Below are 26690 nucleotides of genomic sequence, written 5' to 3' on the forward strand. Positions count from 1 at the left end.
GTTCCCCGATCCTGCGTTGCGCCGCTTACAGGTAGAACCACTACCTGTTGCACGACGCGCCTTGTCTCGGAAAACCTGGGGTACCAACGCGAACGCGTTCATTGATCAGTGTTTCCCTAGTGGTGATGACCATGGTCCCGCGAAGGAACGACCTCCAAGCCCTCGATGGAAGCACCCGCCTCCGTCAGGGTCGCCAGCACCCGACCGTAGGACGACGTGGCTTCGGCGCGGGTCCGATGGTGATCATGGGGGCCTTCATGTACGACCATCCTTGCGCCATTCGCCAAGTGTTTCTCGTGCCCACCGTCATGGCCCTGCTTGTGGTCGCTAGCATGCGGTATTCCGAGACGGCGCTCTTCGGCCTCTTTCGGCATCGCCTCGGCCAGGCCTTGCATATGGCGAGCGAGCGTTTTTGGCGTCGTTCCGTCAGCGCGCGCCACATTCACATCAACCCCGCGTTCGACCAGTGCATCGACCATCTCCGGATACCCATAGAGCACCGCGTAGGTCAATGCAGTATTGCCCCGAGGTCCCCGCGCATCCAAATCCAGGTCGGGTTCTTCAAGCAAACGCCGCACAATCGCCGCTTCACCTCCGTGGACCGCCTTCATCAGAACCGTCACCCCCTCACGCTCGCGAGCGTTCACGTCCGCCCCCGAGGCAATCAGCAGATCCGTCAGCTCCGCAGAGACCCCAACTGCCACCAGCAGAGGCGTCAACTCCCAGGGCCGCTGAGGACGGTTCACATCCGCACCAGCTTCGATCAAGGCCTCGGCCCGCTCCGCATCATCGCCGGCCACCGCTTGATATAACTCGGACGACAGGCCGCCCTCTTCACTCGCCAACGCGCTCACAGGACCGGCCAGGCACAGCATGCCAAGCGCCATGCATTTGGAGAACCATTTCATCTCACCCTCCAGATAAAGGGCCCCGACGGCCATGCGACCGTCGGGGCCGGAACATCGGGCTAAGTCAAAGTCGGACGTGTGCGAGACCCTCGCGTCAGGAGATGTTAAAGCGTGCCCGGATCGACCCGATGGGCTTTAACATTCCATCAGCAGCCCGGTAATCGAAGAAATCAATATCTACCGGGAACGACCCCGCCTGTTGGGGCTCGAAGATCAGGTCATAGCGCTCCGCCGCCGTCATCAGGATCTCCCCTCCAGCGGGAATGGTCTCGATCTGCGGCAGGGGCCGACCGTCCTCGGCCACCACCTGGATCGGGCCCAGTTCCTCCGGAAAGCGCACCCGCTGAGGGACATACCCCGCCATGATGTAGCGCAGCAAAACCCGGTCCGCGCGACTCGCATTGACCACCACCGAGGGGTCCGTCTGGCTTAGATCCGCGCCTACCCCGTTAATGCAGAAGATCTCCGGATTGAAGTCGTCCAATCCGGCATCACCGCCACACAGCGCGGCGTCCCATGGCAGGCAATGCCAGTTCATGTCGATGTCATCGACCGCCCAGATCGCCTCGACCGTATAGCTCGGGCCGCCCTCGTAGACCGTACCGGGACCACTGGGTGGATCGATGATCAGTGCACCGTACATACCCATCTCGGCGTGCAGCACCGTGTTCGTATGGCAATGGTAGAAGTAGGTCCCCGCCTGCGACGCCCGCCACTGATAGGTGTATTCACCCAGTACATCGAAGGAGTAATGGCCAACGCCATCGTTGAAGGTATCCGGCTCGATCCCGTGATGATGCACCGTATGCGGTGCCATCATCGCCATCGCGTTCAGGTGGGTGTGGACGATCTGGCCCTGACGCACACGCATCGGGGGGGACGGCATCGCGCCTCCCATGCCACCGCCACCGTCCATGCCGCCGCCGCCATCCATGTTGAAGCCCCAGATCGGGACCTCGACACCGTTGATGACCTGGCTGCCCTGCATGAAGGTATTCAGGAAGAATTCAACGTCCGGGGTGACCCGGTTGGGGGTGTTCGGTGCGTCGATGTGCAGGCCGCAATTGCCCGTAATGCCGGCATCGCAGCCGCCACCCATGCCACCGCCTCCCATACCGCCGCCGTCTCGATTTCTGCTCATGTGGTCTTGCTCCCTTCAATCCGTTGATCCGGACCCGTCTCAGGACAGGTCATCCACTTTCTGGGTGAGATCCGATTCCGTCTGCGGCGCGGTACCCATCACGATTGGTGCATGGGCGCCATGCGGATACGAACCTCCGCCGGCGGTCTGCGACATCTCCGAATGGCAGTGCATCGGGAAGTGCTGAATGTCATTCGCGGCAACGGGCGGATACGCATCCGGTGGCGCTTTGAAGGGATAGATGACATCGCGCACGTCCAGCGGGAACATCGACACGGCGTCCTTGTTCTTGAACGGCGCACTGAAACGCTCGTAGTTGATAGTGACCATCTCCACGTGATTCCCGTGGAAGTGCGGCGCGTGCACGATGCCGCCGGCATTGAGCATGCGTACATAGGCCGCCTCATCGTAGTGGCCCATCAGCTCCGTGTTGTACTCGTGGGTGTTCTCGTAGGCGTGCCCGTTGATTGTGAAGTACCGGGGCTTGAAGCTATCCGGGGCGATGGAGTTCACCTGGTAATCTCCCAGGGTGCGCACCTGTTCCCCCCAGGATGGATCCACGTTGCTGAACATCCATTTGTACTGGCGCACAAACTGCGGCCCCCCCACGAATGGGCGATCCTTGATCCCCGCAGGCATGACCACCAGGGTCCCGTGCAGGCCCATGATCCGATTAACGCCGTTGTTCTGGTCGTCGTAATAGAGATACGTGCCTGCCGGCGGCGCGGCGAATGAAAACGAGATGACACTCTGGGCGCTGGCCTGGTGGCGGATGTCGGTCGCCCCAACATGGAAAACCACCGACGTATGCAGCGTGTTCTCCAGGTTGACCGTAATCGTGTCACCCTCCTGGCAGACCAGCGTCGGACCCGGCCAACTCATTACGTCCGTGGTGGAGAACCCGAACATCAGCGCCGACGTGCCGTCGATCATGGCGACATCGCCGCGTCGTGCTGCCAGGTCGATGCTCAGATCCGCCGCTTCGGCGCGCGGTGCCCAGGCCAGCAGGCCCATCGTTCCAGGAATGGCGAAGCCAGCCGACAAGGCCATCCCGCCCTTCAGAAAATTTCTACGATGCATGCGCGTGTTTCCTCCTTGTGATCAGGCGTGTGGCCCGGATAAGTTCAGCCCGGGAGCCTCAAGGCTCTGGTCGAGAACCTTGCTCGACACAACACCCCGAGCGCGCCAGTGACCGTCGCCCCAGCCCCCGGCACGAGGTACCGTCCCCCGCCATAACGAGCGACCCCATCCCGGCCTCGCTCCCTCGCTTCCGCTTTCAGGGTTCGGCCTTCCTGCATTTCACACGAAGCAATTGGCCGAACCGCGGCCGAAGATAGAGGAAAAATACTGAATTACAACAAGGGTATTACCGAATACCTATATGGCGAATCGCTCATTCAACGTGGGCCCTCCACATCAACGACCCAATTTTTCGCTCGCTACACCTTTGATTCGTGTATGATGCGGGGTTGGCAGTTGCCATCCGATTTTCGCCGGGCCTTCGTTTCCGGCCTGTGTGAGTACCCTCAATGTCTGATTCCCCCTCCTTCTCCCAGCTCGGGCTTTCCGAGTCGCTGGTTCATGCCCTGTCGAACATGGGCTTCACGACCCCGACCCCGGTCCAGGCCGCCTGCATCCCCGCGCTGCTGGAAGGCCGCGATGTTCTGGGCGAAGCCCAGACCGGCACCGGCAAGACCGGCGCCTTCGGCCTGCCGCTGATTGACCTGATGGACGCCGGCAAGCGTGCGCCCCAGGCACTGGTACTGGCCCCGACGCGCGAACTGGCCAACCAGGTCGCCGGCGCCCTGACTGAGTTCGCCCGCGAGTTCTCTGGCATCGATGTGCTGCCCGTCTACGGCGGCCAGCCGATGGGCGAACAGCTGCGCGCCCTGCGCAAGGGCCCGCAGATCGTGGTCGGCACGCCCGGCCGCGTGGTGGACCACATCAAGCGCGGCACCCTGAACCTGGACGCCCTGCGCGTCGTGGTGCTGGACGAAGCCGACGAAATGCTGCGCATGGGCTTTGTCGAAGAGATCGAGTGGATCCTGGAACAGACCCCCGAAGCGCGCCAGACCACCCTGTTCTCCGCCACCATGCCGGCGCCCATCCGTCGTATCGCGCACCGCCACATGCGCGAACCGGAAGAGATCCGCATCGGCGCCGGCAACGAGGCAGGCACCGACATCGACCAGAGCTATTGCCTGGTCGATGCCCGCCACAAGGTGGAGGCCCTGACCCGTCTGATGGAGACCGAGGAAGACCTGGACGGCGCGGTCGTCTTTGCCCGCACCAAGGCCTCCACGGTCGAGATCGCCGATTCACTCGGCCAGGCTGGCATCGCCGCGTCCGCGCTGAACGGCGACATGGAACAAGGCGAGCGCGAGCGTGTGGTCAGTGACCTGCGCGACGGCCGCCTGGATGTCATCGTCGCCACCGACGTCGCCGCCCGCGGCATCGATGTGCCGCGCATCAGCCACGTCTTCAACTTCGACGCCCCCGGCGATGCCGAGGTCTACGTGCACCGCATCGGCCGTACCGGTCGCGCCGGCCGCAAGGGCCGCGCCATCCTGTTCCTGGAGCCGCGCAAGCGCCGCATGTTGAAGGACATCGAACGCCTCACCGGCAAGCCGGTGCGCGAACAACCGGTGCCCGACCGCCAGGCCGTACAGGCCCGCCGCGAGACGCGCTTCGCCGAGCGCGTTCAGGCCCTCCTGGGCAGCGAACAGAACTCCGGACACGAAGCCCTGGTCGATCGCCTGCTGGCCGACAGTGGCGTATCCGAGCGCGAACTCGCCACCGCCCTGGTCGCACTGGCCACCGCCGGCAGCCCGCTGGATGCCAACGCCAACAAGGGCGCCGATCCGCTTCTGGCGGCCGCCCGCGCCCCCTATTCCGAGCGCGGCGACAACCGCCGGGACAGCAAGCCCCGGGGCGAGCGTCCGTCGCGCGGCAAGGATCGCGAGCCGGAAGCCGACATGGTGCGCTACTACATGCCGGTCGGCCGCAACAACGGCGTGGCGCCGGGTGCCATCGTTGGCGCGCTGGCCAACGAGGGCGGCCTGAACGGCCGCGACATCGGACGCATTGGCCTGCGTGACGATCACAGCCATGTGGATCTTCCGGCGTCGCTGGACGAAGCCGCGATTCGTCGCCTGGGCAACATCCATATTGCCAACCGCAAGCTGGAACTAACCCTTCAGGCCCCGCGCCCGGGCCAGGCCGCGAACCAGGACGACGCGCGCAAGCCCGCTCCGCGCAAGACCGCCAAGCCGCGCAGTGACAAGCCGGAGATCAGCGGCAGGTCCAAGCCGACCAGCAAGCCCACACCGGCCAAGCGCGGTCCGGCCCCGGGCAACGGCAAGCGCCCGGCCTATGCCGCCGCACCCGGCAAACGCCCCGTGCGCAAGGGTACCAGCGGGCCCAAGAACACCGGCTCGCGCGCGGACGGCACGCTGATGATCAAACGCAAGGCCGCCAACGGCTAAGCGCAGCGACTCAAAGGCGCGTACCAGACAACGCCCGCGGCCTCCGAAAGGAGCCGCGGGCGTTTCATTTGGACGTTCAGAAATCTCCGGTGCGCCCCGCCTCGACAATGCTGTAGATCGTGTCGCGCACCTCGCGGGCCACGACCTCGAGATCCTCGGGGAGATCCGTCGCATGCAGCATCATGTCCATGTTGGTAGTGACGATCCAGCCCTGCCCCTCGTCATCCTCCACCACTGCGATACGGCAGGGCAGAAAGCTTGCAAAGATGATGTCGTGCTTCACCATCTGATTGGCGATCAGGGCATCACAAAAGGCGAGAATGCGCATGTAGTTGCCCTCGCCACCCATCGCCTGCACCTGATCCGACAGCGGCAAATCGGCGACCTCCTGGAAATTGCGCAGATTGGCCCGCAATTTCATCGACTCGATGGCCTCGTCGATGCTGACACCATCTTCGATCTTGAAAATCTCGGCACTCTGCCGAACCATCTGCTGCAACGTTTCAGGATCCAGCGCCTCGTCCCCCTCCGTCGATTCGGACGCAGTCAGCGGAAGCGGCAGCAGCAATAACAACAACACGAGCATCCAGACTTTCATCGCGCACTCCTGATTCGGGTGGACGGGAGAGCCCGCCGGCCGAAAGCCCGTGCGGCCCTCCCTAGTGCGAATCTAGATCATGCGCATGCACTTCACCGCATCTACCGCGCCTGGACGCGGGAGATTCCCCATCGGCGCACGGGCCGCCCGCCAGGATCCACAGCGTCTCCTTAACGCCGGATCAAGCAGTAGAGCTGCTCGTACTTGCCATTGGTGTGGTCGGCACGGCCCACCTCGTCCTGCCAATCCCAACGATCGGCAGGAAACAGCTGACGCATCGTTGGCACTGCGCAATGGTGGGGCGGCCCGCCCTCGCGACCGGTCTGCATGAAGCACGCGAACAGTTCGCCGCCTTCACGCAGCCAGCCATGCAGCTTCGCCGCGTAGGCCGACCACTGCTCGGGCGGCAGGGCACAAAGAGACGTCTGCTCGTAGATCCCGTCCACTGGCACCTCTGGTTGCCAGGCAAGCATATCCGCCTGTACCACCTCCGCTTCCAGCCCGGCCTGCGCCAGATCGCGGCGCAACTGTTCTACCGGCGTTGGCGCCACATCCAGCCCGGTCACACGGAAACCCCGCGCAGCGAGAGCCGGCACCTCGTGACCAAAGCCACAACCGGGCACCACGATCCGCGCGCCGGGCTCCAGCGCGGTGACCTCCAGCCAACGCTCCAGCGAAGGGCTGGGCGCGCCGCGGTCCCAACGGGTCGAACCCGCCTGATAGCGGGCCTCCCAGTTGGTCTCGGCATCCAGAGCTTCGGAATCAACCGGCGAATCTTCGGAATTTGGCATCACTCCCCTTCTCGGCACAGGATAGGAAACGAATAGACCCTACCAAACCACGAATAACTCCCGGAGACCTCGATGGACCCTACCCAACTGCCCTATCGCATCCACCGCCAGGAACTCGGCCCGATGGAGAACTTCGTCTATCTGATCGAGGACCGCGCCAGCCATCGTGGGGCGGTGGTGGATCCGGCCTGGGATCCGGAGGCGATCATCCGTCAGGCCCGCGAAAACGAGGTCGACATCTCCGACATCCTGCTGACGCACAGCCACCACGACCACATCAACGGGGTCGAGGCAATCCTTGAACAGTATCCAAATGCGCGGCTGCATCTTCTCAAGCCCGAGGCCGAGTTCTGGGGCAAGGAGCTGGAACGCCCGGAACTGCATCACGGTGGCGATGAGATGCACCTGGGCGACACCGAGATCCGCTTCCTGCATACCCCCGGCCACACCCCCGGCTCCGCCTGCTTCCACATGCCGGCGGGCGACGACCTGATCACCGGCGACACCCTGTTCGTCTTCGGCTGCGGCCGTTGCGACCTGGCCGGGGGCGATCCGGAACAGATGTTTCATACCCTCAACGGCCTGCGCGAGGGGCTTCCGGCCCATACCTGCATCCATCCGGGTCACAACTACGCGGAAAAGGCGGAATCCACACTGGAGGAAGAGGATGCGGGCAACCCCTTCCTGCACTTCCACGACAAGGACGCCTTCGTCGATTACCGCATGCACGAACACGACCGAGTGCGCAGTACGCCCTATCACCCCATCCCGAAGGGATGACGACGGCGGACGGAGCCGGAAAACGACAGAGCGCACCGCGATGGCTTGCTCCCTCGGGGCCCATCGCGATCCACCGCGCCTGCAGCCGATTCGCTCAGCTGGATGACTTCCTGGCTACGAACCAGGTGTGTGCCTCAACGTACAGACGTGGGTGACAGCGCTCCGCAACATCGTTGGTGCGTCCGCATCGCCGGGTCCAAAGTGCCTGCGCGATGCACGCGACATCGACTTCCGGATTGAATTCCGGACCATCAAGGAGCGACACCATGAAAACACTTGCCTCACTCAAACTCGCGGCGGCCACGGTCCCCATCTTCGTCTTTGGCCTGGGCGGCGTCATGACCGGCGCGATGGCCGGCGAACACGAGAAGGACTCGGACGACCACGAGATGATGGAAGAACGTGGCGCCGAAGGTCACGACCGCGATGCCATGGAACAATCACGTGCGGGCGCCCGCGACGATGCCCCCCATATCCAGCGCATGCCGGACCAGGGGCTGCACGTCTCGGATCTGATGGACCAGAAGATCCATAGTCGCGAAAGCCACGACGAGATCGGGGAAGTCCATGATCTGGTCGTCGATCGGGACGGCCGTATCGTCGCGGTCGTGATCGGCACGGGCAGCGGCGTTCTCGGCCTCGGCGGAAAGGACGTGGCAATCACCTGGGACCGTATCGAGCGCACGTCCGAAGACGGAGACGTCAAGCTTTACATCGACATGAATGAAGACACGCTGCAGGAAATGCCGGAATACGAACGCGACTAACGCGTTGGTCATCCTCGCCTCGGGGGGTAGCACATCCCTCGGGGCCGCTGACGCGCTACGGAGACAGTGGTCATCTCGCGCCCGGGTGACGCTCCGCGCCTTCGTAAACACTGCGCGCCCCCCAACTACATAGCCAGTTTCCGGCTAACAGGGTCGCCCACCACTACACCGCCACCCGCACACACGCCAATCACCAAACCCCGGACATAAGCCCAGGCGGGCCCCAGACCCCACCCACGGCTGGGGGTTCAGTGGTGTACCCGACTCACCTTCCTCTCGAACTCTACGAGCTGCCCTTCGGCGGCGGCCCGGCTCACGCCATACCGCTCCTGGATACAGCCCACCAACTCGTCGCGTTCCCCCGCCACGGTTTCCAGTTCATCGTCGGTCAGCTTGTCCCAACGCGCCTTGACCTTGCCCTTGAACTGCTTCCAGTGGTCTTTCGCGATATTCCAGTTCATCTCGCACTCCTCCGAATGGTTAGCCGGCCTGATTGCCGCCCGACCCAGAACCCTGCGCAGCACACCCGTGCCCGTCTGTGCGGGATCGCACAAACCCGCCCGAACTTCACGCGCAGCGTCCATCTCCGTTCTTCCCATCGAGGCTCCTTCTCTTCCTCACAAGCACTACTTGGACCCACGGTTCCGGGGAATCGAGGGGTCTGTTGATTTTCGCGAACCAGAACACAGCGCGACCGGCTGTCTGTGTGCGCCAACGTACAGATACCCCATCTCTGGAGACGTAATCTGGCCCCAAGTATCGACCCGGAGCCTCCCGGGCACGCCAAGAACCCACCGAGACAACCACCCCATACCGCCCCGGATGGGACCAATCAGGAGAAACGTAATGACCAAAAGGCTAATCGCGCTCACACTCTGTCTGGCCGGAACACTTCCCCTCGCCGTCCAGGCCCAGCAAGCCGGATCAACGGCAAACTTTGGACCGTCCATGGGCGACCGCGAGTTCTCGCTTTCCGGAAGCGGCAGCAGTGACCGCAAGTTCAACAGCACCAACTTTGGCGTCTCCGGCGATATGGGCTGGTATCTGCGCGATCATTTGATCCTCGGGGTCCGCCAGAGCATCAACTACGCCGACATCGAGGGCGAGAACATAACCAATGACTTCTGGAACGGCGCCACGCGCGGCTACCTCAACTTCCAGACGACGGACGGCCGTCTGCGTCCCTTTGGTGGGGGCAGCCTGGGCTTCATCTACGGCGACGGCGTCAAGGACAGCGCGTTCGCCGGCCTGGAAGGCGGCCTGAAGTATTACGTCCTGGAGAACACCTACGTTCTGGGCCGCGTCGAATACCAGTGGTTCTTCAGCCGCTCCAGCGATGCAGAAGATGCCTTCCGCGATGGTGCGTTCGCCTACACCGTAGGCCTCGGCTACAACTTCTGAGCCTTCTTGCCCGGGGTAGGGGCAATTCGAAAGAATGCCTGCTGCCCTGCCCCGAGGCACACCACGATCAGGGGAGCAGCCGCTCCCCGCCACCATCCAATCGGGCCACAAAATCGCTTCATAGCTGGTCGAAGAGCAGGTTGACAGAGACTTCTGTGCGTCCCAGATCAGACCCCTTTCGTTCACAACCCAATGCACATCGCCCTTGTCTCGGACGACATGGGACGACACCGCGAGAACACGCAAACGCGCTTCAATCAGCGTCTCGCTGAAGACCCTTTTCTACACCTCATATGACGTATCGAAATCATCGTTACGCCATTGATATATCGTATTTTCTCTGTCTCCCGTTACCTGAAACCCAACGCGCCCGGAGGCGAATGTGCGGCAACGTACAGATGCCCTCTCGGTTGCGACCGCAATCTGCCGTTTCGGATGCGAAGCGGACCCTCCCGGTCGCCGTCGCACTCCAAAGGCTCTGCGCCATGCCAACGCGGTGGGTAACGTTTCAGGAGGCACGTAATGATGAAAAAAGCAGCCGCAGTCATGCTCTTCCTGGCTGGATCGTTCACCCTTTCCGTCCAGGCTCAACAAGGATCGGCCGCCAACTTTGGGCCCTCCATAGGCGACCGCGAATTCTCGCTTTCCGGAAGTGCATCAGTGACCGAAGGTTCGACAACACCAACCTCGGCATCACGGGTGATATAGGCTGGTATCTGCGTGGTCACTTGGTCCTCGGCGTCCGCCAGAGCATCCACTACGCGGACTTCGAGGGCGACTTCCTGGCCAATGACTTCTGGAGCGGAGCCACTCGCGGCTATCTCAACCTTCAAGACACAGACGGCCGGATGCGTCCCTTCGCTGGCGGAAGCCTGGGCGCAGTCTACGGCGACGGGGTCAACGACAGCGGGTTCGTCGGATTGGATGGGGGCTTGAAGTACTACCTCCTGGAGGACACCTACGCCCTCGGTCGCATTGAATACCAGTGGTTCTTCAGCCGCTCGAATGACGCAGAGAATGCGCTCCTCGATAGTGACTTTTCGTACACTGTCGGACTTGGCTACAACTTCTGATTCGCGTCCGGGGCCAGGGCTTTTCGGGCGCACGCTCGAATCGTGAAATCCACACCGGAACAACGCCGCGCCGGCCATGCCTCCGCGGGCTTCGGCGGCATGCAGGATTTCGCCCACAACCGCATTCGTGAACGCGACGGAGTGCGAAGTACGCTATATCGCCCGATCGTGCACGGCTGGGAGAGCCAGGCAGACCAAGCCGAACGCAAAGAATACCCCGCGACGGCTTGCATCCTTCGGGACCAATCGCGATAATGCGCGCCTTCAGTCGATGCGCCCGTAGCTCAGCTGGATAGAGTACCTGGCTACGAACCAGGTGGTCGGAGGTTCGAATCCTTCCGGGCGCGCCATATTCCTGAGAGAGGGCATCCACATCCGGGTGCCCTCTTTCGTTTCTGCTAGCACAAAGGATTCGAACCTCCGTTCAAAAACCGGTTCGATCCCGAGCGCAGCGAGGAACGTGTCGGCCCCAGGCCGACACCCGGAAGGGCAAGGTGCGAAGCACCGCCGCTATCCTTCCGGGCGCGCCATATACCAGAGAGAAGGATCAGTGACTTACCGTCGCTGGTCCTTTTTTCGTTTTGGGCCAGGTCGCGCCCCGTGACACTCTCATGCCACTTCTGTGACAACCCCCCAAGTCCCATGACTGGCTTACTGCCGCCTGATGAGCACCTGGCTCCGTGACAAATTCCACGCCTCGCGGCTAGGGAGACGCTGATTGAATCGCGCTTTGGACGTGTGCGGGCGCACCTGCCTGGGGGGCGCATACGGCCTTGAGGAATTGGATCTCGACCGAAACATCCCGACGATTGCCGTGAAGAGTCGCGAATGACGGCTGGGGCGGCCTTAGCGGGCCTCCGCTTTACTGCATAACGGTCGGCTTGGGATACTGCCGGTATGGGATGGCGCGCAGGTTTGCGGGCGGTCGCCGGAAACTCACCCGCTGATCGAGATTGCGCTCCCCTCCCGCCAGCCATGCGTTTGTTCAAACATCCTGCCCTCTTCAGCTGCCTCCTGGTCCTGTCTACGACCGCCGGGGCTGATCCGCGAAACCCTGGTGGCCCCGACAACGTGATCGCGGCGGCCGATTCCGCAATCGAATCGCGGATGCGGGCCGGAAGCGAGCCGCTGCGTCTGACGCTACGGGAGACATTACAGCTCGCGCTCGCCCGCAATCCGTCACTGCGCGGTGCCTACCTGGGCCGCGTGGTTGACCGGGCCAATCTGGATCTGGCCAACCGGGCCTTTCACCCCCGAAACACCGTGACGTTCCAGGCACGCGAGCAACGCACAAGCGGTGCAAACGGGCTGCGCACGCGCACCGCCAGCGTGAATCCCAGCGCCAGCCTTGCACTTCCCACAGGTGCGCGGGCCGGCCTGAACTGGCGCGTCGAACGGATACTCCACTCCGACGCGCCTGACACGCCGCAAGACAGCGCCTCCCAGATCACGTTGGACATCACTCAGCCGCTATTGCGCGGCGGCGGCCTGGAGATCGGGCGGGCGCCGGTGGAACGAGCGCATCTAAACGAAGAACAAAACGTGCTGGCCCTGGAATCTCAGGTGATCAGCACCCTCGCCCAGGTGATTCAGGCCTACCGCAACCTGATCCTGGAAAACCAGCGCGTCGAACTCGCCAGGCTCGCACTGGAAAGAAGTCGCCAGGAGTTGGAGAACCGGACCGAACTGGTGGACCGCGGCCGGCTGGCCGCGGCAGATCTCGCCCCGGCGCGTGAGAGTCTGGCACGTCAAGAACTGCAGCAGGAACAGACCCAGGAACGCCGAGATCAGGCCGAGCTCAATCTGATCCGCCTGGTCGGACTGGTACCGGGGGTACAGATCGAGCCGCAGGACACCATTGATGTCCACGACATTGACGGACTCCGAGCCGACACACCAACCCTCGAAAACGCAATGGATACGGCATTGCACCGGAGCCCTGAATTTCGTCAGTCGCTGGTCGCACAGCGACTGGCCGCGCTCGACCGGACGCTGGCCGAGGATGGCAACCGTTGGCAGCTGGATTTGTCCGCCTCAATCGAGGTACGAGGCGATAGCCCGTCCACCACCCGCGCCATCGAACGTGGCTTCGAAGAATCCCCTGGCCATTCCCTGGGCCTGCGACTCAGCATCCCCTGGGGGGACCGACACATACGCCAGCAACGCCTGGGTGTGGCGCAGGTAGAACAGCGTCAGGCGCGCCTGCGCACTCGGGCGCTTCGAACGTCCATCCGCATTGAGGTCGAACGCACCCTCGGGGCTCTCGAGAACCGGTGGGATCAACTACGCCTGGCCGAACAAGCGCTGGATCTTGCCCAACAGGCTGTGGCCGTCGAACAGGAAAAGCTGGCGGTTGGGCGCTCGTCTGGGTTCGAGGTCGAGAGCGTGGAGCGCGAGCTCCGGGAGGCGGAGCAGTCGCTACTGGATGCCGCCATCAACTACCAGAACGCCCAGACCGACCTGGACCGCGCCATGGGCATCGTGCTCGAACGCTGGGATCTGGCGATTCCATCGAGGACCACGGACACATCCGCATATATCGACTGAGCGCCGTACCGCCCGCCGGGCATACGCTGCATACCCGGAGCCTTCATTGCAGCCCAATACGCCGCGCCTTACGCCGAACTAACGCCATCCCAAGGCATCGGCATCGCCTATGCTAGGCTGGCTCGCATTCAGCGGCGCACACGCATGGAGGCCACGTCCAAATGATCCCTCAACCGATACGACACGCCCTGTTACTGGGCGTGACAACGGCCCTGATTGCCACCTCGGGATCCAGCCTGGCCTCGAGCACCAGCAGCGTAAGTGTGGGTGACGTACTGCGCGCTGGCGACCAAACCCGTATCGAAGCCATGATCGGCTCCACCGGCTGTATGGAGCTGCGCGGTCGGAGCGACAGCGAGGTGCAGGGGTATCAAATAATCGAGTCCTACCGCGGAGGGCATTCGACCAAGGACCGCGGGAGGGAGCGTTGGCGCGAAGGTGAAACCAAGCGCTTCGACTTCCGCAACTCGGCAATCCTGATCCTCTCCGGCGCCGTGGAAATCACCGAGATCCGCCGCAGCGGTGGCGGCTGCCCCGATCGCCTTGGACTACGCGTCGGCTGATGGCCACGGCAAGACCTGCCTGCACCCCCAACCCAAACCCGGGACCCCCAATGAATCCAATTCCTCGCCTATTCACTACATCGATCCTGCTTTCGCTTGTCACCGCGACCGCCTCCTCCGCAATCGCCTCGGGGGGTGGAAGCTCGGCCAACGAAGGGGACGTGCTGCGGAGCGGCGACAGCGTGCAGCTCGCCACACAAAGCTTCGCCACCGGGTGCATCGGATTCCGCGGGCTGGCCGACAGCACCCTGCAGGGATACGCAACGGTGATGGACCCAGACTCGCACCACGAAAGCCTCATACTCGAAGCCCGCGACCGGGAACAGTGGCGCGAAGGCGAAAGCAAGCGGCTCGATTTCAGCCACCGCTCGGAGGTTCACGTAATCTCCGGCCAGGTCGAGATTACCGAGATCAACTACAGCGGCGGCGGCTGCCCGAACCGTCTCGGCATACGCTAATCCGCCAAGTAGCTCCCGCAGACCCACCGTTGCGGCACCGGTGATCTCGCCGTCCGCTATGTCCGCACTCGCGCGTGCGGGCCTGCTGGCGGGTTCCGCGACCCTCTTTCACCTGAGTTTCCCGGAGGGCCCGCTGCCCGGGGCCTTCATCCTGTTAGCCATTGCCCTGCTGGGGCTCGCCTTGCAGGGCCTGACCATCGGCGCAGCCGCTGCGTCCGGGCTACTGGCGGGCCTGGGCTACTGGCTGCCATCGCTCGGATGGGTGGTATCGGGCGCCGAGGCCTGGCTGGGTTTCTCGTGGATCCTTGGCAGCCTGATGGTGCTGGGGTTGGCGCTATTGCACGCAGCGCCCTACGCGCTGTTCGCCGGTGCAGCCGCCGCACTTGCGCTGCGTCTGGAGCGCCCCGCTGAGGCCCTGCTTGCAGCGGGCCTGCTGACTGTGGCCCTGTCATTCTCACCGCAGATCATGCCCGGCCATTTCGCCTACACCCTGCTGGCCCACCCCCTGTTGGCGCAAATCGTCGATCTTGGCGGCATTCCCCTGCTGCTCTTTTTCTCGGCCTCGATGGGCTTTCTCGCCACCGGCATCCTGATCGCGCTGAGTCGTTACAGGCTCATGCCGGCAGCGCCGATACTGCTCGGCTTGCTGGTGGTAACCCTGCTGACCTACGGCAGTCTGCGCCTGGAGGCACTGGAACGGGCCGCCCCGGAACACAGCACCCGATTGGGCCTGGTGCAGCCCAACATCCCAGTACATGCACGGCGCGACGACATGCCGACCGCCGATCGGGATAACGATATCGAAACCGCCATTGAACAAACTCGGGACCTGCACGCATCCGACCCCGACCTGGACCTGGTGATCTGGCCCGAGGCGGCCATGACACTCCAGGCCGCTCCGCAATCCTGGGGGCATCGCGCCCTTGCCAGCCTGGCTGACGAGATCGGGGTGCCCATACTGGTCAACGGGACCGAACACCGGGCTGACCTGGCCCAGGGCACCCATAACGTTGCCCTGTTGTTCGAGCCCGACGCCGGCCTGTCCGGGACCTACCGCAAACGCAAGCTTGTGCCGTTCGGCGAGTACCTGCCCTTCGAAGCGCAACTCCCCTGGCTGCGCGAGCGTCTGCCGCATGCCTCGCGCTTCACGCCGGGACAAGCGGAGCAACCCCTGACAGGGCCCGATGGCGTTCATCTGGCCCCGACCATCTGCTTCGAGAGTCTGTTCGCCAACCTCGTGCGCGAGAACCTGTCAGGCCATGCGGGGATCATCGTAAATATCAGCAATCACGCCTGGTTCGGGTCTCCGCGAGCTGCCGATGCGCACCGGGCCGTCGCGCGGGCCCGCAGCCTGGAAAACCGCAGCCCGATGGTCATGCTGCACAACACCGGGGGCGGCGCCGTCTTCGACGCGACTGGCCGAGTCGTGCCGGGAAGCGAAACCCCTCAGTGGCGAAGCACGACCCAAAGCGTTGTGGTCCACACCATGGCGGAACGGCCGTTCTACCAACGCCATGGCGATCGCTTCCTGCAGGGCCTGGCCGTGCTGGTTCTGCTGGCCAGCCTTTACCACGGCTGGCGACGATGGTTTGGCCTACTCGCTGCGCAACGCGATGATCGGGTCCAGCCGCGAGGCCTGTAGGGCGGGGTAATAGCCGAAGGCGATCCCCGTCAGCGTGGAGACCGAGACACCCAGCAGTACCGCCATGGGCGCCGCCACGAATGCGTTCCCGGTGAAGTGGGCAAAGGTAATGGCCACCCCTGTTCCCAGCCCGGCCCCGACGACGCCGCCCAGCAGGCACAGCATGACCGCCTCGGCCAGGAACTGGCGACGGATGTCAGCGTTTCGAGCCCCAATGGCAAGTCGAATGCCGATCTCCTTGCGCCGTTCGGTGACCGACACCAGCATGATGTTCATGATCCCAACGCCGCCCACGATGAGCGCAATACTGCCGATCGCGCCCAGCATGATCGTGAACATGCGGCTTTGCTGCTCCATGTTGGCCAGCAACTGTTCGGCGCTATTAACCTCCACGGGCAACCCCGGGGCGCGTTCCTCCACCCAGGTCTCGATGGTTCGCGCCAGTTCCTGATGGTTGGCCTGCGGATGCACACGGGCCAGGATGCCTTCCAGCTCGTCACTGGCATCGAAGCGCTGCAAGGCTTCGATCGGTAGAAAGATCGTCCGGTTCGGGGAGATCGGACTCACCCCGCCCCCTCTGGGGTACGGCTCCAGGAGCCCGGCCACCGTCATGGTGTAGCCACCCAGTCCTACTCGATCGCCCACTTGCAGTGGCTGGTTGGTTTGCGCAGCGTAGTTGGATGCCACTTCGGAACCGATGACGCCCTGCAACTCCACCCCATCCAGTTCGGAGACCCAGCGTCCGTCGGCCAGACGCACCCGCAAAAGTCCCTGTAACGCCTCGGTCGCCCCCGTCAGCCGGACATTTTGGGTCTCCGCACCCGCCCGCAGTTGCGAACTCGCCCCATCAAATGGTGCGACTTGAATCAGTTGCGGTACAGCCGGGCCCATCGCCCGCGCCAGCTCAAGGTCCAGCTGGTTTCGCGCGGGGTCATCCTCATCCGTGGCGTAGCGCTGTCGAATATTGACGACATTGGTCCCCATCGCACGAAACTGTTCCAGAACCGCGTTGTGCATGATGGAACCAACATTCAGCATCGCGATGACCGAGGCCGTGCCGATCACGATCCCCAGTAGCGCCAGCAGGGAGCGCTGCTTGGTTGCCACGATATTGCGGCTCGCCTCGCCCAGGAGCATCCCCAGCTTCATGCCGGCGCCTGCTCCGGGCCGGCGACCACACCGTCCCGGATGACCAGTTGCCGAGGACACTCCCGTGCGATGGCCGAGTCGTGGGTGATGATCACCACGGTCACGCCTTCGCCGTTGAGCTCGTGGAACAGATCCATGATCTCGCGGCCCACGCTCGAATCCAGCGCGCCGGTGGGCTCATCCGCCAGCACCACGGAAGGGTTGCCCACCAATGCACGCGCGATCGCAACCCGCTGGCGCTGGCCGCCGGAGAGTTCGTTGGGTCGGTGATCGACCCGGTCGCCCATCCCGACGCGGCCGAGAATCTCGCGCGCCCGGCGGCGCATCTCCCGCTTGCTCACGTCCTGATACAGCAGCGGAAGCCCCACGTTATCCAGAGCCGTCAGTCGCGGTAGCAGGTGAAAGGTCTGGAATACGAAACCGATCTGCTGATTGCGGTAGTGCGCCAAAGCATCGGGCGAGAGTTGCAAGACGTCCTGACCCTCGAAAAAAAAGTCGCCCGAAGACGGGCGCTCAAGCATCCCGATGATGTTCATGAGCGTGGACTTACCGGAGCCGGAAGCCCCCATCAGCGAGGCGAGTTCACCACGGTGGATCTCGAGCTGGACGCCACGCAGTACATGCACATCGGTGGGACCGACTCGGTAGGAACGATGGACATCCTGCAGACTGACCAGCGGTTGCACCGCGGACATCAGCCTTCGCCCCCGGGTGGCAACAATCGATCTCCAGACTCCAGACCGCTCTGTACCTGCACGCCGTCATATCGGGACCGGCCAAGTTCCACGGCGACCTGCTCGGAGCCATTGGACGTCTGCCGCAGGACCCAGCGCTCCGACCCGCTCCCGCCCAGATAGGCATGGGGCACAACCAGCGCGTCCGGATCCTGCTGCGTGATCACATCCACGGAGGCGGACATTCCCACTCGAATCCGCTCCAGGGCCTGCTCGTCGAGATCCTCGATACGCACGATCAGGCGGAAGGACGGCAGACCCCGCCCACTTCCCTCCTGCGCCTGCGAAGACACATAGGACACGTGGGCCGGCATCGGGTCGCCACCGCCCCGCACCACGTTCACCCGGGCCGACTGGCCGGCCTGAACGTCATGAATATCCAGCTCGTCAACGGTGCCTTCGATCTCCAGGGAAGACAGGTCTCCCACCGCCAGCAGGGCTGAACCACTGGACACACGCCCCCCGGCCTCCACCCGTTCGCCATCATCCCGGTCCTCGCCGAGCGGGGCCAGCACGACGCCGTCGACCGGGGCGTATACGCGCGCGCCCTCACGCTGACGCTGCATCTGTTCATATTCCGCGCGTGCGTTCTCCACTTCGACACGGGCCCGCGCAATCGCCCGCTCGCCGCCCTGGCGCGAGGTCTCCGCAAGGTCTTCTCGCGCCGCCTCAACCCGTACTCGGGATTCCTCCACCCGCTCCCGGGCCGAACGCAACTCGCGCTCGGGCACGATGCCACGGTCGAACAGATGCTCGACATCGTCCAGTTCACGCTGGTCGTTGCTCAAGCTGCGTTCGGCCTGTCTCAGACTGCGGCGCGAACTAGCCATCTCTCGCCCCTGCTCCCAGTCTTCCAGGTCCTCCAACTCCGCCTCGGCATCGGCCAGGTCGCTGCGTGCACGCCGATAGCGGATATCGATCTCGGTCGAATCCAGTTCCAGCAGCAGATCACCCTCGGCCACACGCTCGCCATATTCGACATGGCGAGCCACCACGGTCGACTCGAAAGGACTGACCAGCGTAATGACATCACCCGGGCGGAACCGCCCGGAAAAGCTCGTGGTGGTTTCGACCGCGCGCGATTGCACCTCGAACGTCCCGGGCTGACCAGGATCGACGACCTGTGGATCGCTGGCACCAAATTCGGGTAATGCGGCTTTCGGAATGGCCCAGTACCCAGCACCGGCGAACACGGCCACCACAGCGGCCGTCATCACCAACCGCATCCGCCCGGAACGGCGATACGCCTGCTGCAAGGCCTCGCTGTTCGCCTCGATTTCCACGTAGGCGTCCTGCAATTCCTTGTGCTTGCCACGCAACTCATCGGAAAGGCTCTGCTCCGCCTGGCGCGCCTGCTCCAGGTCGGTCACATCGGTAAACACCGCCAACACGGCACGTTCACCCCCAGTATTTCGGGGCGCCAGATAGGAGGTGGTCAACTTCAGCGAGCGCGCCTGTCCGCCCGCATGGATGGACACCATCTGGTCGGGCTGCATCACACCCGAATAGACCGCCGCGAACAATGCATCGACAAAGTCCGCGTAGCCCTCTTCGCCGATAAACACTTCGGCCAGGCTGCGTCCTTCTGCTTCATCGGTCCCCAGACCGAGGATCGCAGCCCCGGCGGGATTCAAGGTCGTAATCGCGCCAGAGGCGTCGACCACCAGCACCCCATCCGCCATCGAATCCAGGATTTGCTGGCTCAACACAACTTGCCTGTCGCTCATGGCATCACTCCCGCTTCAGGGAGCGACAGCCCCCAGCTATCCAGCGTGGTCCCCAGCGCCCGGTCCAGCGCGGTTTGTGCATTCAGATACGCAATCACGGCATCCAGCAAACTCTGTTCGGCCTGCTGGAGGTTTTGCTCGGTCGCATTGACCTGGAACGACGTCGTCCGTCCCACCGCCAGCCGCTCACGCTCGATCTCCAGGCTTTCGCGCGCCAATTCCAGCGATCGCTGCGCGAGACCCAGCTGTTGCCAACGGCTGTCCAGGTCGTTCAGCGCACGTTCCACTTCCAGCTCCAGCTCGACTTCTCGCTCGGCAAACTGGATTTCCGATTGCTGCAGGCGAATGCGGGATTCGAGCAGCCGAACCGGCCGTTCCGGATCCAGAATCGGGATCTCCAGCTCCAGCCCCAGCGCATATCCCGGACGCTCGTCGAGCGTCGAACCGGTGGACTGCGCGGCGCTGCGCCCAGTCGCCCCGGCATCCAGGGAGGCATTCAGATCGAGCCGCCAGAGATGTTCATTCTCGGCCAGCATCTGCCCGATCGATTCGATCTCGCGGGCAATCCGCAGGCGCAAGTAATCCGGACGGTTTTCACGTGCAATCGATGTTGCATCATCCAGGGAAGGGGACCGAACTCGAAGGCTCTCAAGCGCCTCCAGCTCGACCGTGTCACGCAGACGCAGACGCGTGTCACGCCCCAGGTTCAGCAAGCGCAGGAGTTCCAGACGGGACTGATCCACAGCATCCTCGGCCTGGCTGACACTGAAACGCTGATTGGCCAGGCGCGACTCTGTCTGCACCAGTTCGTTGGATGCCATGCGGCCGCGCTCCACCAGTGCACGATTGCGCTCAAGCTGTTCAACGGTGCGCTCCAGGGACACCTTGGCGATCTCCAGGCGCTGTTGCCCCTGCAACAGCCCCCGGTACCCCGCAATCACATTGTCGATGGTCGCAACCACCGTCTCTTCCAACCCCAAGGCGCTGGCGGTTTCCTGCAAACGGGCAATTTCCAGGGGCGCACGCCCAACCGCCAGACCTCCGCCGCGCAACAAAGGCTGATTGAGGTCCAGCGAAAGCTGAGAACTGCGAGAGGTTTGGACAGCGGGGTCATCCAGACCATGGTCCTGGTCGAGATTCCAGCTGAAGCCGATCCGGCCACCGGTCGGAAGTTCGGTATCCAGAGACGGCGAGAGAGTGCTCGACCGCTGAGTAGCGGCATCATCCCCGGGCGCCCGATTCTGCTGCGCACCCAGAACGACCGTACCGCGCGGCCGAAACTGCGCCTCGGCCACCGCCAGATTCAACTGATCCACCACGCGATCGAGATATGCGCTTTGCAGCTGGGTATTGCGCCGCAGGGCCAGGGCAATGGCATCGGCCAGCCCCAATTCCACCTCGCTGCCCGACAGCGGGGCAGGCTCATATTCGTGGACATTAAAACTACTTGCAGGAGCAGCGGCCGCGGGCATCACAACCAATGCGGACACTGCAAACGCCCAGCTGGCCAGCACACCTGTAACCCAGCATGCTGGCCAGCCTCGCGTGTTACATAACACGTTCGGTTCGTTTAGAACCGAGACCTAACGTCGTTCCCGAGTGCACAGCCAACCGGTTTGGGACGAATACTCGCTACTGCTGGCACCACTGTTGAGCCGATCGGCATGCTGCTTGCGTACGTAAGAGTCCAGATCCGAGCTACGCACATTTGCAAAATACTGCCCGAAGTTCGCTCCGATTGCGTTGCTGCCACAACCACTTCCGGTACTACCGATACCCACGCATACACAAATCGTAGAAGCGTTCGCGGTCGCGCCCAGCATCACCCCGCCCAACAACATCATCGTAGCCAATCGCTTTTTCATCTTTTCTCCTAAATTGTCGAACCCATCAGACGGCCGCTCGCCTTTCTTCTTGAATCGGCGAAGATCTTACCGGCCGCACACTCTTATCGTTCGTATCATTCCATCGTGCAGACGTTTGCCTGCACGCACACTACAGCCGCGAAACGGCCTCGATCATGGCCACCGGCAAGAGTTGGAGCATTCGATCCGGTGGCTCAGTTCGCCCTGATCGTCGTACCAGGTGATCTCGACTTCACTGGAGTAGTAGGAGGCATATCCTGGCAGCGACATCCGCACCGAATTCAGGTCGCCCCCGTCCAGTTGATACGAATAGTTTCCGTACCAGCCGTCCCAGACGAATTCCTCGCTGGCGCCGGGGGCAAGCCTGAACTGCCGCTGTTCGTAGCCCGCCGATCCATGCAGGACCGTAATGGTCCCCTGCAGTGCCTGACTGGAGCGGTTCTCGAGTCGCAGCTCGGAAACCTCGTCGGCTGCGGCCATCCCCGCCGACATCGTGGCTATCCCAACCAAAGCCACCAACGCCCATCGTGCCAACCGTTCCATCCATCACCTCTCGCGTCGATCGGAACCGCGCAACGACCGCCCCGATGTCATGATCGCCCGTGTCCAACCAGGCGCCTTTCGAGCGTTATCAGAACACAAACCGTGATTCAGTTCAGATTTCGCCCCTATGCGACTAACGGAAAACTCACGCTTCCGGCGAGCACCCGCACCGAGACGGAGGATCAGGCGCGAGACGGAGGATCAGGCGCGAGCCTGACCTCTAAGGAAACACTGATCAATGGGCCCGCATCCGGCTCCATGTCCCACCGACGCATTTTGGGAAGGACATTGGGGCCACACCGGCATGTTTTACTCCCTGTAACCGCCGTTTTTGGCGGTTACAGGGGCGATTTCCGGTCCTGCGGACGATGCCCCCGCAAAACGGAAAACTGCCAGCAGGCGGGATCAGGGGTGCGTTCGGATCAGCGAAAAGCGGAGCATATCGCGGTAGCGCGTGGGAGAGATTGGCATCATCACAGAGTTCGGATTTCACCCGACCGGCCCATGCGCATGTGTCGGTGACCCGAGTGTTATACCCTGCGCCTGTAAAGGTAAGCGCCGCGTCCGAAAAGGCTACGCGGGCTCCGGCGATCTTTTGGGTACGAATGCGAGCAAGCGGAGGCCAGTGACGGCGTGCGGTGCAGTCTCGATATCGGTAACGAACTGACGGAGATCCCTCGACTCGCAGGTGAGGTCGAGGCGTTCTGCGAGCGCGCCGGCATAGAAGCCAACACCGTGAATCTCGCGCTCGATGAATGGATTACCAATCTCGTGTCCTACGCCTTCGATGACGGCGGCGAGCACCGGATCGGTGTGGAACTCGAGGCGGACACGGAAGGCCTGACGGTCGTGGTGACCGATGACGGCCACTCCTTTCATCCGCTAGAGGACGCACCGGAGGTCTCCCTGGAGGGAGGCGTCGAAGACCGCGCGATCGGAGGCCTGGGGCTGTATTTCATCCGAACGCTGATGGACGACATTCAGTACGACAGTGCCGACGGAGTGAATCGCCTTCGACTGCGACGTCTCAAGCGCAAGTGACAACGAACTGAACAACAAGGCCCGATTACGTAATGGAACTGAATAAAGAGACGGTGGACGGCGTATGCGTGGTGAGCCCCGAGGGGCGCCTGGACAGTAATACGTCGCCGGCTTTCGAGGCGAAACTGCTCGCCCTTCTGGATGATTCGCCCACCCTGGTAATCCGGTTTGCCGACCTGGAATACATCTCCAGTGCCGGGCTGCGGGTCATGCTGATGGCGGCGAAGAAGGTTCGGCAGCTGGATGGCCAGCTGGTGCTGTGCGAGATTCATGAGCCGATCCGGGAGGTCTTCGAGATCAGCGGCTTCCTGTCGATCCTGGACGTCTGCGATGATCGGGCGGTGGCCGTGGCGCGCGTCCGCGGCGAGGACTGAAGCCCGGTACTGACTCCTGTTTCCGGGCCTCAGGTGCGTCCGCCCGCCGGCCCGACAAAGTGCAGTGCCAGCACGGTGACGTCATCCGCCTGATCGGCCTCGCCGGCAAACTCCTCTACCGCCTTCATGACGGCGGCCGTCTGCTCCCCAACCGCTCGGCCCTTTAGCTCGCCGTACAGGCGGATCAGGCGGTCCTCGCCAAACAGGTCCTGCGCTGGATTCGCCGCCTCGGTCACGCCGTCGGTGTACAGCAGCAGCTCTTCCCCCGGCGCCAGACGCAGGCGCTCGGTCGCATACGGCATGTCTTCCATCGCCCCGAGCACCAGTCCGGGTGCCAGCTTCAGCCACTCGGCTGTGCCATCCGCTCGCCGGAGCAACGGCGGGTTGTGGCCCGCATTCGCCATCACCAGCTCGCCGCTGTCGAGGTCGAGGATCCCGCACAGATAGGTCACGAACATCCCGTTGTCGTTGTTCAGGCACAGCTCGTTGTTGACCCGTTCGAGGATGCGGCCCGGATCGGGTTCCTGCTCCGCGATGCCCTTGACCAGGGTCTTGGTGACGGCCATGAACAGTGCAGCCGGAACACCCTTGTCGGATACGTCGCCCACCGCGAAGAACAGGCGACGGTCATCCTCCATCGTGAAAAAGTCATAGAGATCACCCCCGACCTGACGCGCCGGGAGCAGATCGGCGTGCAGATCGACATCCGCCTGCATCCGGGAAAGCTCCAACCGCCGCGGCAGGAAGCTCATCTGAATGTTGCGGGCGATCTTCAGCTCGGACTCGATCCGCTCCTTGGCCGCCGTGGTCGCGGTCAGGTCGTTGATGTAGTCCTTCAGCGACAGGCGCATATCGTCGAAGGACCGAGCCAGCTCACCGATCTCGTCCTGAGACTGAATGGGGGGCATCGGCTGGTCGAGATTGCCCCGGGCGATCTCGCCGGCGCTGGTGACCAGCCCCTTCAAGGGGCGCGTGATCCCCCGCGAGATCGCGATAATGGCCCCCAGAAGAATCAGGAACCCGACACTCCCGATAATCAACACCAGGTGCATCACCCGCAGCACATCACCAAACAGTTCCCGCTCCGGGATCACCACCCCCACCACCCAGTCCGGGTCCGGGAGGCGGACGTGGTAGAGCCGCGCGGGTTCGTCCAGCAGCGCCTTCGGCAACCGACTGAATCCCTCATCCTGGCGCTGCAGCATGCGCCCGAGTTCACGCAGTTCCGGTTCATCCAGCGTCTCGGCCAGACTGAACAGGCTCTCGCGCATGATCCAGTCGCTATTCGGCCAGGAGATGAAGCGCGTCTGCCCGCTCAGCAGGAAGCCAAAGCCACTGTCCAGCACCTCGACCGCATCGACGGTCTCGGTCAGACGTCGCAACTCGACGTCGAGGGTCACGATCCCCCCAAGCACCTCCGTGCCGTCCGCCGCGCCATTGGCCATAAAAAAGGGCGTCGAGAAGGTGGTGATCAGGCGATCGGGATCGGCCGCCGATGCAAACGGATCCGCCCAGAATGCTTCGCCGGTGAGCGCGGGGATCTGATACCAGTCGCGGGTGAAATAGTCGAAGTCGTCCCCGCCGAGGTTCATGTACTCCAATTCCCCATCGGGTCCCTCATAGACGAAGGGCCCGTGGTATCGCTGTCCGGGGATTGCCGCTTCGGGCTCCCAGGTAATCGCGGCGCCCTGGGCGGCGGCGGTATTGGCCGTAATCGACTCCAGTAGAGATCGCATGGCCTCGGGGTCATGCCCGCCCTGAGTCAACGAGGCGGCCAGGGTCCGCCCCGAACCCGCGACTTCGTTGAGGGACGCATCGATGCGCCCGGCCGTGGCGCGGGTCAGCTCGCGGGCCTGGTGCTCCGCGTGGTCCAGCATGATGTCGCGGACCATGTAGTACAGCAGCCCCGACGTCGTGAAGAAGATGGTCGCCACCGTCACCACGGTGACCAGCGCCAGACGTACCGCCAGGCTCTTACTCGGGGCGTGCATCAATCACCGGGCGGTGGAAGGTGTCGTAGTCGGCGGGTTCGCGTTCAAGGCGGACCAGGTTATTCATCAAGTTGTGGGCCATTAGATAGTCATTGGGGTCGAGGACCGGGGCTGGCAGGCGGCCGTCCGAGTCGAAGTAAAGCGAACGCAGTACCGTGAGCATCAGGCTCTGGTGGGCGCGGTTCGTGGGCTCACCGTGCTGCTGGACCCGCTCCATAACCGCATCCACCGCCTGCTCCGGATGCTCAAAGGCGTGCTGCCAACCGCGTAGCGACGCAGCCACGAACGCCTTCACGGCTTCCGGGCGCTCCTCCAGCGTGGATTCGAGGACGTAGATCCCGTCTTCGGCCAGGCCGGTGCCGTGTTCCTCCAGCCCGATCGTGGAAAGCTCCTCCGGCTCGAACCCCGAAAGATACAGCTCCACCATTTCGTTGAATCGGGTGGCCATGGCCGCATCGACCGCGCCCGAGCGAAGGGCCGTTACACCCGATCCCTGATCGATAACCTCCGGCTCCACGCCGTAGGCGCGAAACAGCGCTTCGGGCTGATTGCGGAAGCTCTGCCAGCGCGCCACGCGGCGCCCATCGAGGTCCTCGGGCGCGAGGATGTCGCGATCGGCAAAGGACACGATCACCAGCGACGAGTCGTGCAGCAGTTGTGCTACGTTGACGACCTCCACACCGGCGTCGCGAAGCTCCAGCGCCTGTACCAGATACAACAGGGCAATATCGGCCTCGCCGCGAGCCAGTGCCTCGGGTGCCGGATAGTCCGGGCCGTGCGGAAGGATGTCCACGTCCAGGCCGGCGTCGCGGTACCAGCCCTGGTCGGCGGCGACATAAAAACCGGCAAACTGCGACTGCGGAACCCAGTGCGGCTGTACACGCAAGGGCTCCGCGAATGCCGAACCCGCCGCCAGGACCAGACTCAGGGCCAGCAACCGGCCGACCCACCGGGTCGAGTTCCAGGGGAGACCCGGTGATGGAAGGCGCAAGGACGAGCTCGGCATCGGCTAAAGACCACCGGGAGGATGGATGAAAACGTCGGACAGCATACCGGTCGGGACGGCCTCGCGCATCCGGGGACGGCTGCAGGATCTGTTCGTGGTTTTGTTG

At 63.3% G+C, this 26690-nt stretch carries 23 protein-coding genes, 1 tRNA gene and 2 pseudogenes; 12 read left to right on the forward strand and 14 right to left on the reverse strand.

Annotation, left to right across the window (positions count from 1 at the left end; genetic code table 11):
• Nucleotides 1–116: 116 nt before the first annotated feature.
• The 3 genes from F816_RS0101795 to F816_RS0101805 form a co-directional block, all read right to left on the reverse strand.
• Nucleotides 117–908, reverse strand: a complete 792-nt coding sequence (locus tag F816_RS0101795; protein WP_026333087.1) for an ankyrin repeat domain-containing protein — start codon at nt 906–908, stop codon at nt 117–119.
• Nucleotides 909–1002: 94 nt separating this feature from the next.
• On the reverse strand, nt 1003–2049 hold the full coding sequence (locus F816_RS0101800; protein ID WP_231363367.1) for a multicopper oxidase domain-containing protein: 1047 nt from the start codon (nt 2047–2049) through the stop codon (nt 1003–1005).
• Between the two features lie 39 nt (nt 2050–2088).
• Nucleotides 2089–3099: a multicopper oxidase domain-containing protein gene (locus tag F816_RS0101805; protein ID WP_026333089.1), complete on the reverse strand. Its 1011-nt coding sequence runs from the start codon at nt 3097–3099 to the stop codon at nt 2089–2091.
• A 479-nt stretch (nt 3100–3578) separates the two neighbouring features.
• On the opposite strand from F816_RS0101805, the gene F816_RS0101810 reads away from it, so the two are divergent.
• Nucleotides 3579–5534 (forward strand): DEAD/DEAH box helicase, encoded by a 1956-nt coding sequence (locus tag F816_RS0101810; RefSeq protein WP_019593286.1) that lies wholly within the window; start codon nt 3579–3581, stop codon nt 5532–5534.
• Between the two features lie 76 nt (nt 5535–5610).
• Here F816_RS0101810 and F816_RS0101815 read toward each other — a convergent pair whose 3' ends face one another.
• Together F816_RS0101815 and F816_RS0101820 are read right to left on the reverse strand one after the other, a co-directional pair.
• Entirely contained in the window at nt 5611–6132 is a 522-nt protein-coding gene (locus tag F816_RS0101815) for a DUF302 domain-containing protein (protein WP_019593287.1), read from the reverse strand.
• 170 nt (nt 6133–6302) lie between these two features.
• Entirely contained in the window at nt 6303–6923 is a 621-nt protein-coding gene (locus F816_RS0101820; RefSeq protein ID WP_019593288.1) for a methyltransferase domain-containing protein, read from the reverse strand.
• Between the two features lie 72 nt (nt 6924–6995).
• On the opposite strand from F816_RS0101820, the gene F816_RS0101825 reads away from it, so the two are divergent.
• Nucleotides 6996–7703: an MBL fold metallo-hydrolase gene (locus tag F816_RS0101825; protein ID WP_019593289.1), complete on the forward strand. Its 708-nt coding sequence runs from the start codon at nt 6996–6998 to the stop codon at nt 7701–7703.
• Nucleotides 7704–7969: 266 nt separating this feature from the next.
• Nucleotides 7970–8470 carry a PRC-barrel domain-containing protein gene (locus tag F816_RS0101830; RefSeq protein ID WP_019593290.1) on the forward strand — a complete coding sequence of 167 codons (501 nt, stop codon included), beginning with the start codon at nt 7970–7972 and terminating at the stop codon, nt 8468–8470.
• 248 nt (nt 8471–8718) lie between these two features.
• On the opposite strand, the gene F816_RS15035 is transcribed toward F816_RS0101830, so the two are convergent.
• A complete protein-coding gene (locus F816_RS15035; protein ID WP_026304820.1) occupies nt 8719–8931 on the reverse strand; it encodes a CsbD family protein in 213 nt (70 codons plus the stop codon).
• A gap of 487 nt (nt 8932–9418) precedes the next feature.
• Here F816_RS15035 and F816_RS0101840 point away from each other — a divergent pair, with 487 nt between their 5' ends.
• The 7 genes and pseudogenes from F816_RS0101840 to lnt all read left to right on the forward strand — a co-directional run bounded on the left by F816_RS0101840 (nt 9419) and on the right by lnt (nt 16154).
• A complete protein-coding gene (locus F816_RS0101840) occupies nt 9419–9871 on the forward strand; it encodes a hypothetical protein (RefSeq protein WP_019593292.1) in 453 nt (150 codons plus the stop codon).
• Nucleotides 9872–10393: 522 nt separating this feature from the next.
• Nucleotides 10394–10944, forward strand: a pseudogene (locus F816_RS13965) (hypothetical protein).
• 273 nt (nt 10945–11217) lie between these two features.
• Nucleotides 11218–11294: transfer RNA gene (locus F816_RS0101850), tRNA-Arg, on the forward strand.
• Nucleotides 11295–11919: 625 nt separating this feature from the next.
• Entirely contained in the window at nt 11920–13491 is a 1572-nt protein-coding gene (locus F816_RS0101855) for a TolC family protein (protein WP_019593294.1), read from the forward strand.
• A gap of 161 nt (nt 13492–13652) precedes the next feature.
• The gene (locus F816_RS0101860) at nt 13653–14054 is read left to right on the forward strand and encodes a hypothetical protein (protein WP_019593295.1); all 402 of its coding nucleotides are present in this window, start codon (nt 13653–13655) and stop codon (nt 14052–14054) included.
• Between the two features lie 50 nt (nt 14055–14104).
• Nucleotides 14105–14512 carry a hypothetical protein gene (locus F816_RS0101865; protein ID WP_026333091.1) on the forward strand — a complete coding sequence of 136 codons (408 nt, stop codon included), beginning with the start codon at nt 14105–14107 and terminating at the stop codon, nt 14510–14512.
• A gap of 58 nt (nt 14513–14570) precedes the next feature.
• Entirely contained in the window at nt 14571–16154 is a 1584-nt protein-coding gene (gene lnt, locus F816_RS13970; protein WP_019593297.1) for an apolipoprotein N-acyltransferase, read from the forward strand.
• On the opposite strand, the gene F816_RS0101875 is transcribed toward lnt, so the two are convergent.
• From F816_RS0101875 to F816_RS14930, 6 genes and pseudogenes are all read right to left on the reverse strand, one after another.
• Nucleotides 16107–17291: an ABC transporter permease gene (locus F816_RS0101875; protein WP_026333092.1), complete on the reverse strand. Its 1185-nt coding sequence runs from the start codon at nt 17289–17291 to the stop codon at nt 16107–16109. The two genes, lnt and F816_RS0101875, sit on opposite strands and share 48 nt — an antisense overlap.
• Nucleotides 17292–17299: 8 nt before the next feature.
• Nucleotides 17300–17998, reverse strand: a complete 699-nt coding sequence (locus F816_RS0101880) for an ABC transporter ATP-binding protein (RefSeq protein ID WP_019593299.1) — start codon at nt 17996–17998, stop codon at nt 17300–17302.
• Complete coding sequence (locus tag F816_RS0101885; RefSeq protein ID WP_019593300.1) at nt 17998–19764, reverse strand: HlyD family secretion protein; 1767 nt, start codon at nt 19762–19764, stop codon at nt 17998–18000. The genes F816_RS0101880 and F816_RS0101885 overlap by 1 nt, the downstream gene beginning before the upstream one ends.
• Nucleotides 19761–21161 (reverse strand): TolC family protein, encoded by a 1401-nt coding sequence (locus tag F816_RS0101890; RefSeq protein WP_019593301.1) that lies wholly within the window; start codon nt 21159–21161, stop codon nt 19761–19763. Before F816_RS0101890 ends, F816_RS0101885 begins: the two co-directional genes overlap by 4 nt.
• 621 nt (nt 21162–21782) lie before the next feature.
• Entirely contained in the window at nt 21783–22109 is a 327-nt protein-coding gene (locus F816_RS0101895; RefSeq protein ID WP_019593302.1) for a hypothetical protein, read from the reverse strand.
• 298 nt (nt 22110–22407) lie between these two features.
• Nucleotides 22408–22538, reverse strand: a pseudogene (locus F816_RS14930) (IS5/IS1182 family transposase); the annotation flags it as partial.
• Nucleotides 22539–22805: 267 nt separating this feature from the next.
• On the opposite strand from F816_RS14930, the gene F816_RS0101900 reads away from it, so the two are divergent.
• Together F816_RS0101900 and F816_RS0101905 are read left to right on the forward strand one after the other, a co-directional pair.
• On the forward strand, nt 22806–23213 hold the full coding sequence (locus tag F816_RS0101900; protein WP_019593303.1) for an ATP-binding protein: 408 nt from the start codon (nt 22806–22808) through the stop codon (nt 23211–23213).
• A gap of 32 nt (nt 23214–23245) precedes the next feature.
• Nucleotides 23246–23587, forward strand: coding sequence for an STAS domain-containing protein (locus tag F816_RS0101905; protein ID WP_019593304.1), 342 nt, complete (start codon nt 23246–23248; stop codon nt 23585–23587).
• Nucleotides 23588–23616: 29 nt separating this feature from the next.
• On the opposite strand, the gene F816_RS0101910 is transcribed toward F816_RS0101905, so the two are convergent.
• Together F816_RS0101910 and F816_RS0101915 are read right to left on the reverse strand one after the other, a co-directional pair.
• Nucleotides 23617–25578, reverse strand: a complete 1962-nt coding sequence (locus F816_RS0101910; RefSeq protein ID WP_019593305.1) for a SpoIIE family protein phosphatase — start codon at nt 25576–25578, stop codon at nt 23617–23619.
• Nucleotides 25562–26515, reverse strand: a complete 954-nt coding sequence (locus F816_RS0101915; RefSeq protein ID WP_019593306.1) for an ABC transporter substrate-binding protein — start codon at nt 26513–26515, stop codon at nt 25562–25564. Before F816_RS0101915 ends, F816_RS0101910 begins: the two co-directional genes overlap by 17 nt.
• Between the last annotated feature and the right edge of the window lie 175 nt (nt 26516–26690).

It is taken from the genome of Thioalkalivibrio sp. ALM2T (genome assembly GCF_000381505.1).
GTDB classification, from domain to species: Bacteria; Pseudomonadota; Gammaproteobacteria; order Ectothiorhodospirales; family Ectothiorhodospiraceae; genus Thioalkalivibrio; species Thioalkalivibrio versutus.

Excerpts from the sequence above, each read along its gene's own strand:
- F816_RS0101795 (WP_026333087.1), bottom strand. The coding sequence starts at position 908 with ATGAAATGGTTCTCCAAATGCATGGCGCTTGGCATGCTGTGCCTGGCC.
- F816_RS0101800 (WP_231363367.1), bottom strand. The coding sequence starts at position 2,049 with ATGAGCAGAAATCGAGACGGCGGCGGTATGGGAGGCGGTGGCATGGGT.
- F816_RS0101805 (WP_026333089.1), bottom strand. The coding sequence starts at position 3,099 with ATGGCCTTGTCGGCTGGCTTCGCCATTCCTGGAACGATGGGCCTGCTG.
- F816_RS0101810 (WP_019593286.1), top strand. The coding sequence starts at position 3,579 with ATGTCTGATTCCCCCTCCTTCTCCCAGCTCGGGCTTTCCGAGTCGCTG.
- F816_RS0101815 (WP_019593287.1), bottom strand. The coding sequence starts at position 6,132 with ATGAAAGTCTGGATGCTCGTGTTGTTGTTATTGCTGCTGCCGCTTCCG.
- F816_RS0101820 (WP_019593288.1), bottom strand. The coding sequence starts at position 6,923 with ATGCCAAATTCCGAAGATTCGCCGGTTGATTCCGAAGCTCTGGATGCC.
- F816_RS0101825 (WP_019593289.1), top strand. The coding sequence starts at position 6,996 with ATGGACCCTACCCAACTGCCCTATCGCATCCACCGCCAGGAACTCGGC.
- F816_RS0101830 (WP_019593290.1), top strand. The coding sequence starts at position 7,970 with ATGAAAACACTTGCCTCACTCAAACTCGCGGCGGCCACGGTCCCCATC.
- F816_RS15035 (WP_026304820.1), bottom strand. The coding sequence starts at position 8,931 with ATGAACTGGAATATCGCGAAAGACCACTGGAAGCAGTTCAAGGGCAAG.
- F816_RS0101840 (WP_019593292.1), top strand. The coding sequence starts at position 9,419 with ATGGGCGACCGCGAGTTCTCGCTTTCCGGAAGCGGCAGCAGTGACCGC.
- F816_RS0101855 (WP_019593294.1), top strand. The coding sequence starts at position 11,920 with ATGCGTTTGTTCAAACATCCTGCCCTCTTCAGCTGCCTCCTGGTCCTG.
- F816_RS0101860 (WP_019593295.1), top strand. The coding sequence starts at position 13,653 with ATGATCCCTCAACCGATACGACACGCCCTGTTACTGGGCGTGACAACG.
- F816_RS0101865 (WP_026333091.1), top strand. The coding sequence starts at position 14,105 with ATGAATCCAATTCCTCGCCTATTCACTACATCGATCCTGCTTTCGCTT.
- lnt (WP_019593297.1), top strand. The coding sequence starts at position 14,571 with ATGTCCGCACTCGCGCGTGCGGGCCTGCTGGCGGGTTCCGCGACCCTC.
- F816_RS0101875 (WP_026333092.1), bottom strand. The coding sequence starts at position 17,291 with ATGCTCCTGGGCGAGGCGAGCCGCAATATCGTGGCAACCAAGCAGCGC.
- F816_RS0101880 (WP_019593299.1), bottom strand. The coding sequence starts at position 17,998 with ATGTCCGCGGTGCAACCGCTGGTCAGTCTGCAGGATGTCCATCGTTCC.
- F816_RS0101885 (WP_019593300.1), bottom strand. The coding sequence starts at position 19,764 with ATGAGCGACAGGCAAGTTGTGTTGAGCCAGCAAATCCTGGATTCGATG.
- F816_RS0101895 (WP_019593302.1), bottom strand. The coding sequence starts at position 22,109 with ATGGCCGCAGCCGACGAGGTTTCCGAGCTGCGACTCGAGAACCGCTCC.
- F816_RS0101905 (WP_019593304.1), top strand. The coding sequence starts at position 23,246 with ATGGAACTGAATAAAGAGACGGTGGACGGCGTATGCGTGGTGAGCCCC.
- F816_RS0101910 (WP_019593305.1), bottom strand. The coding sequence starts at position 25,578 with ATGCACGCCCCGAGTAAGAGCCTGGCGGTACGTCTGGCGCTGGTCACC.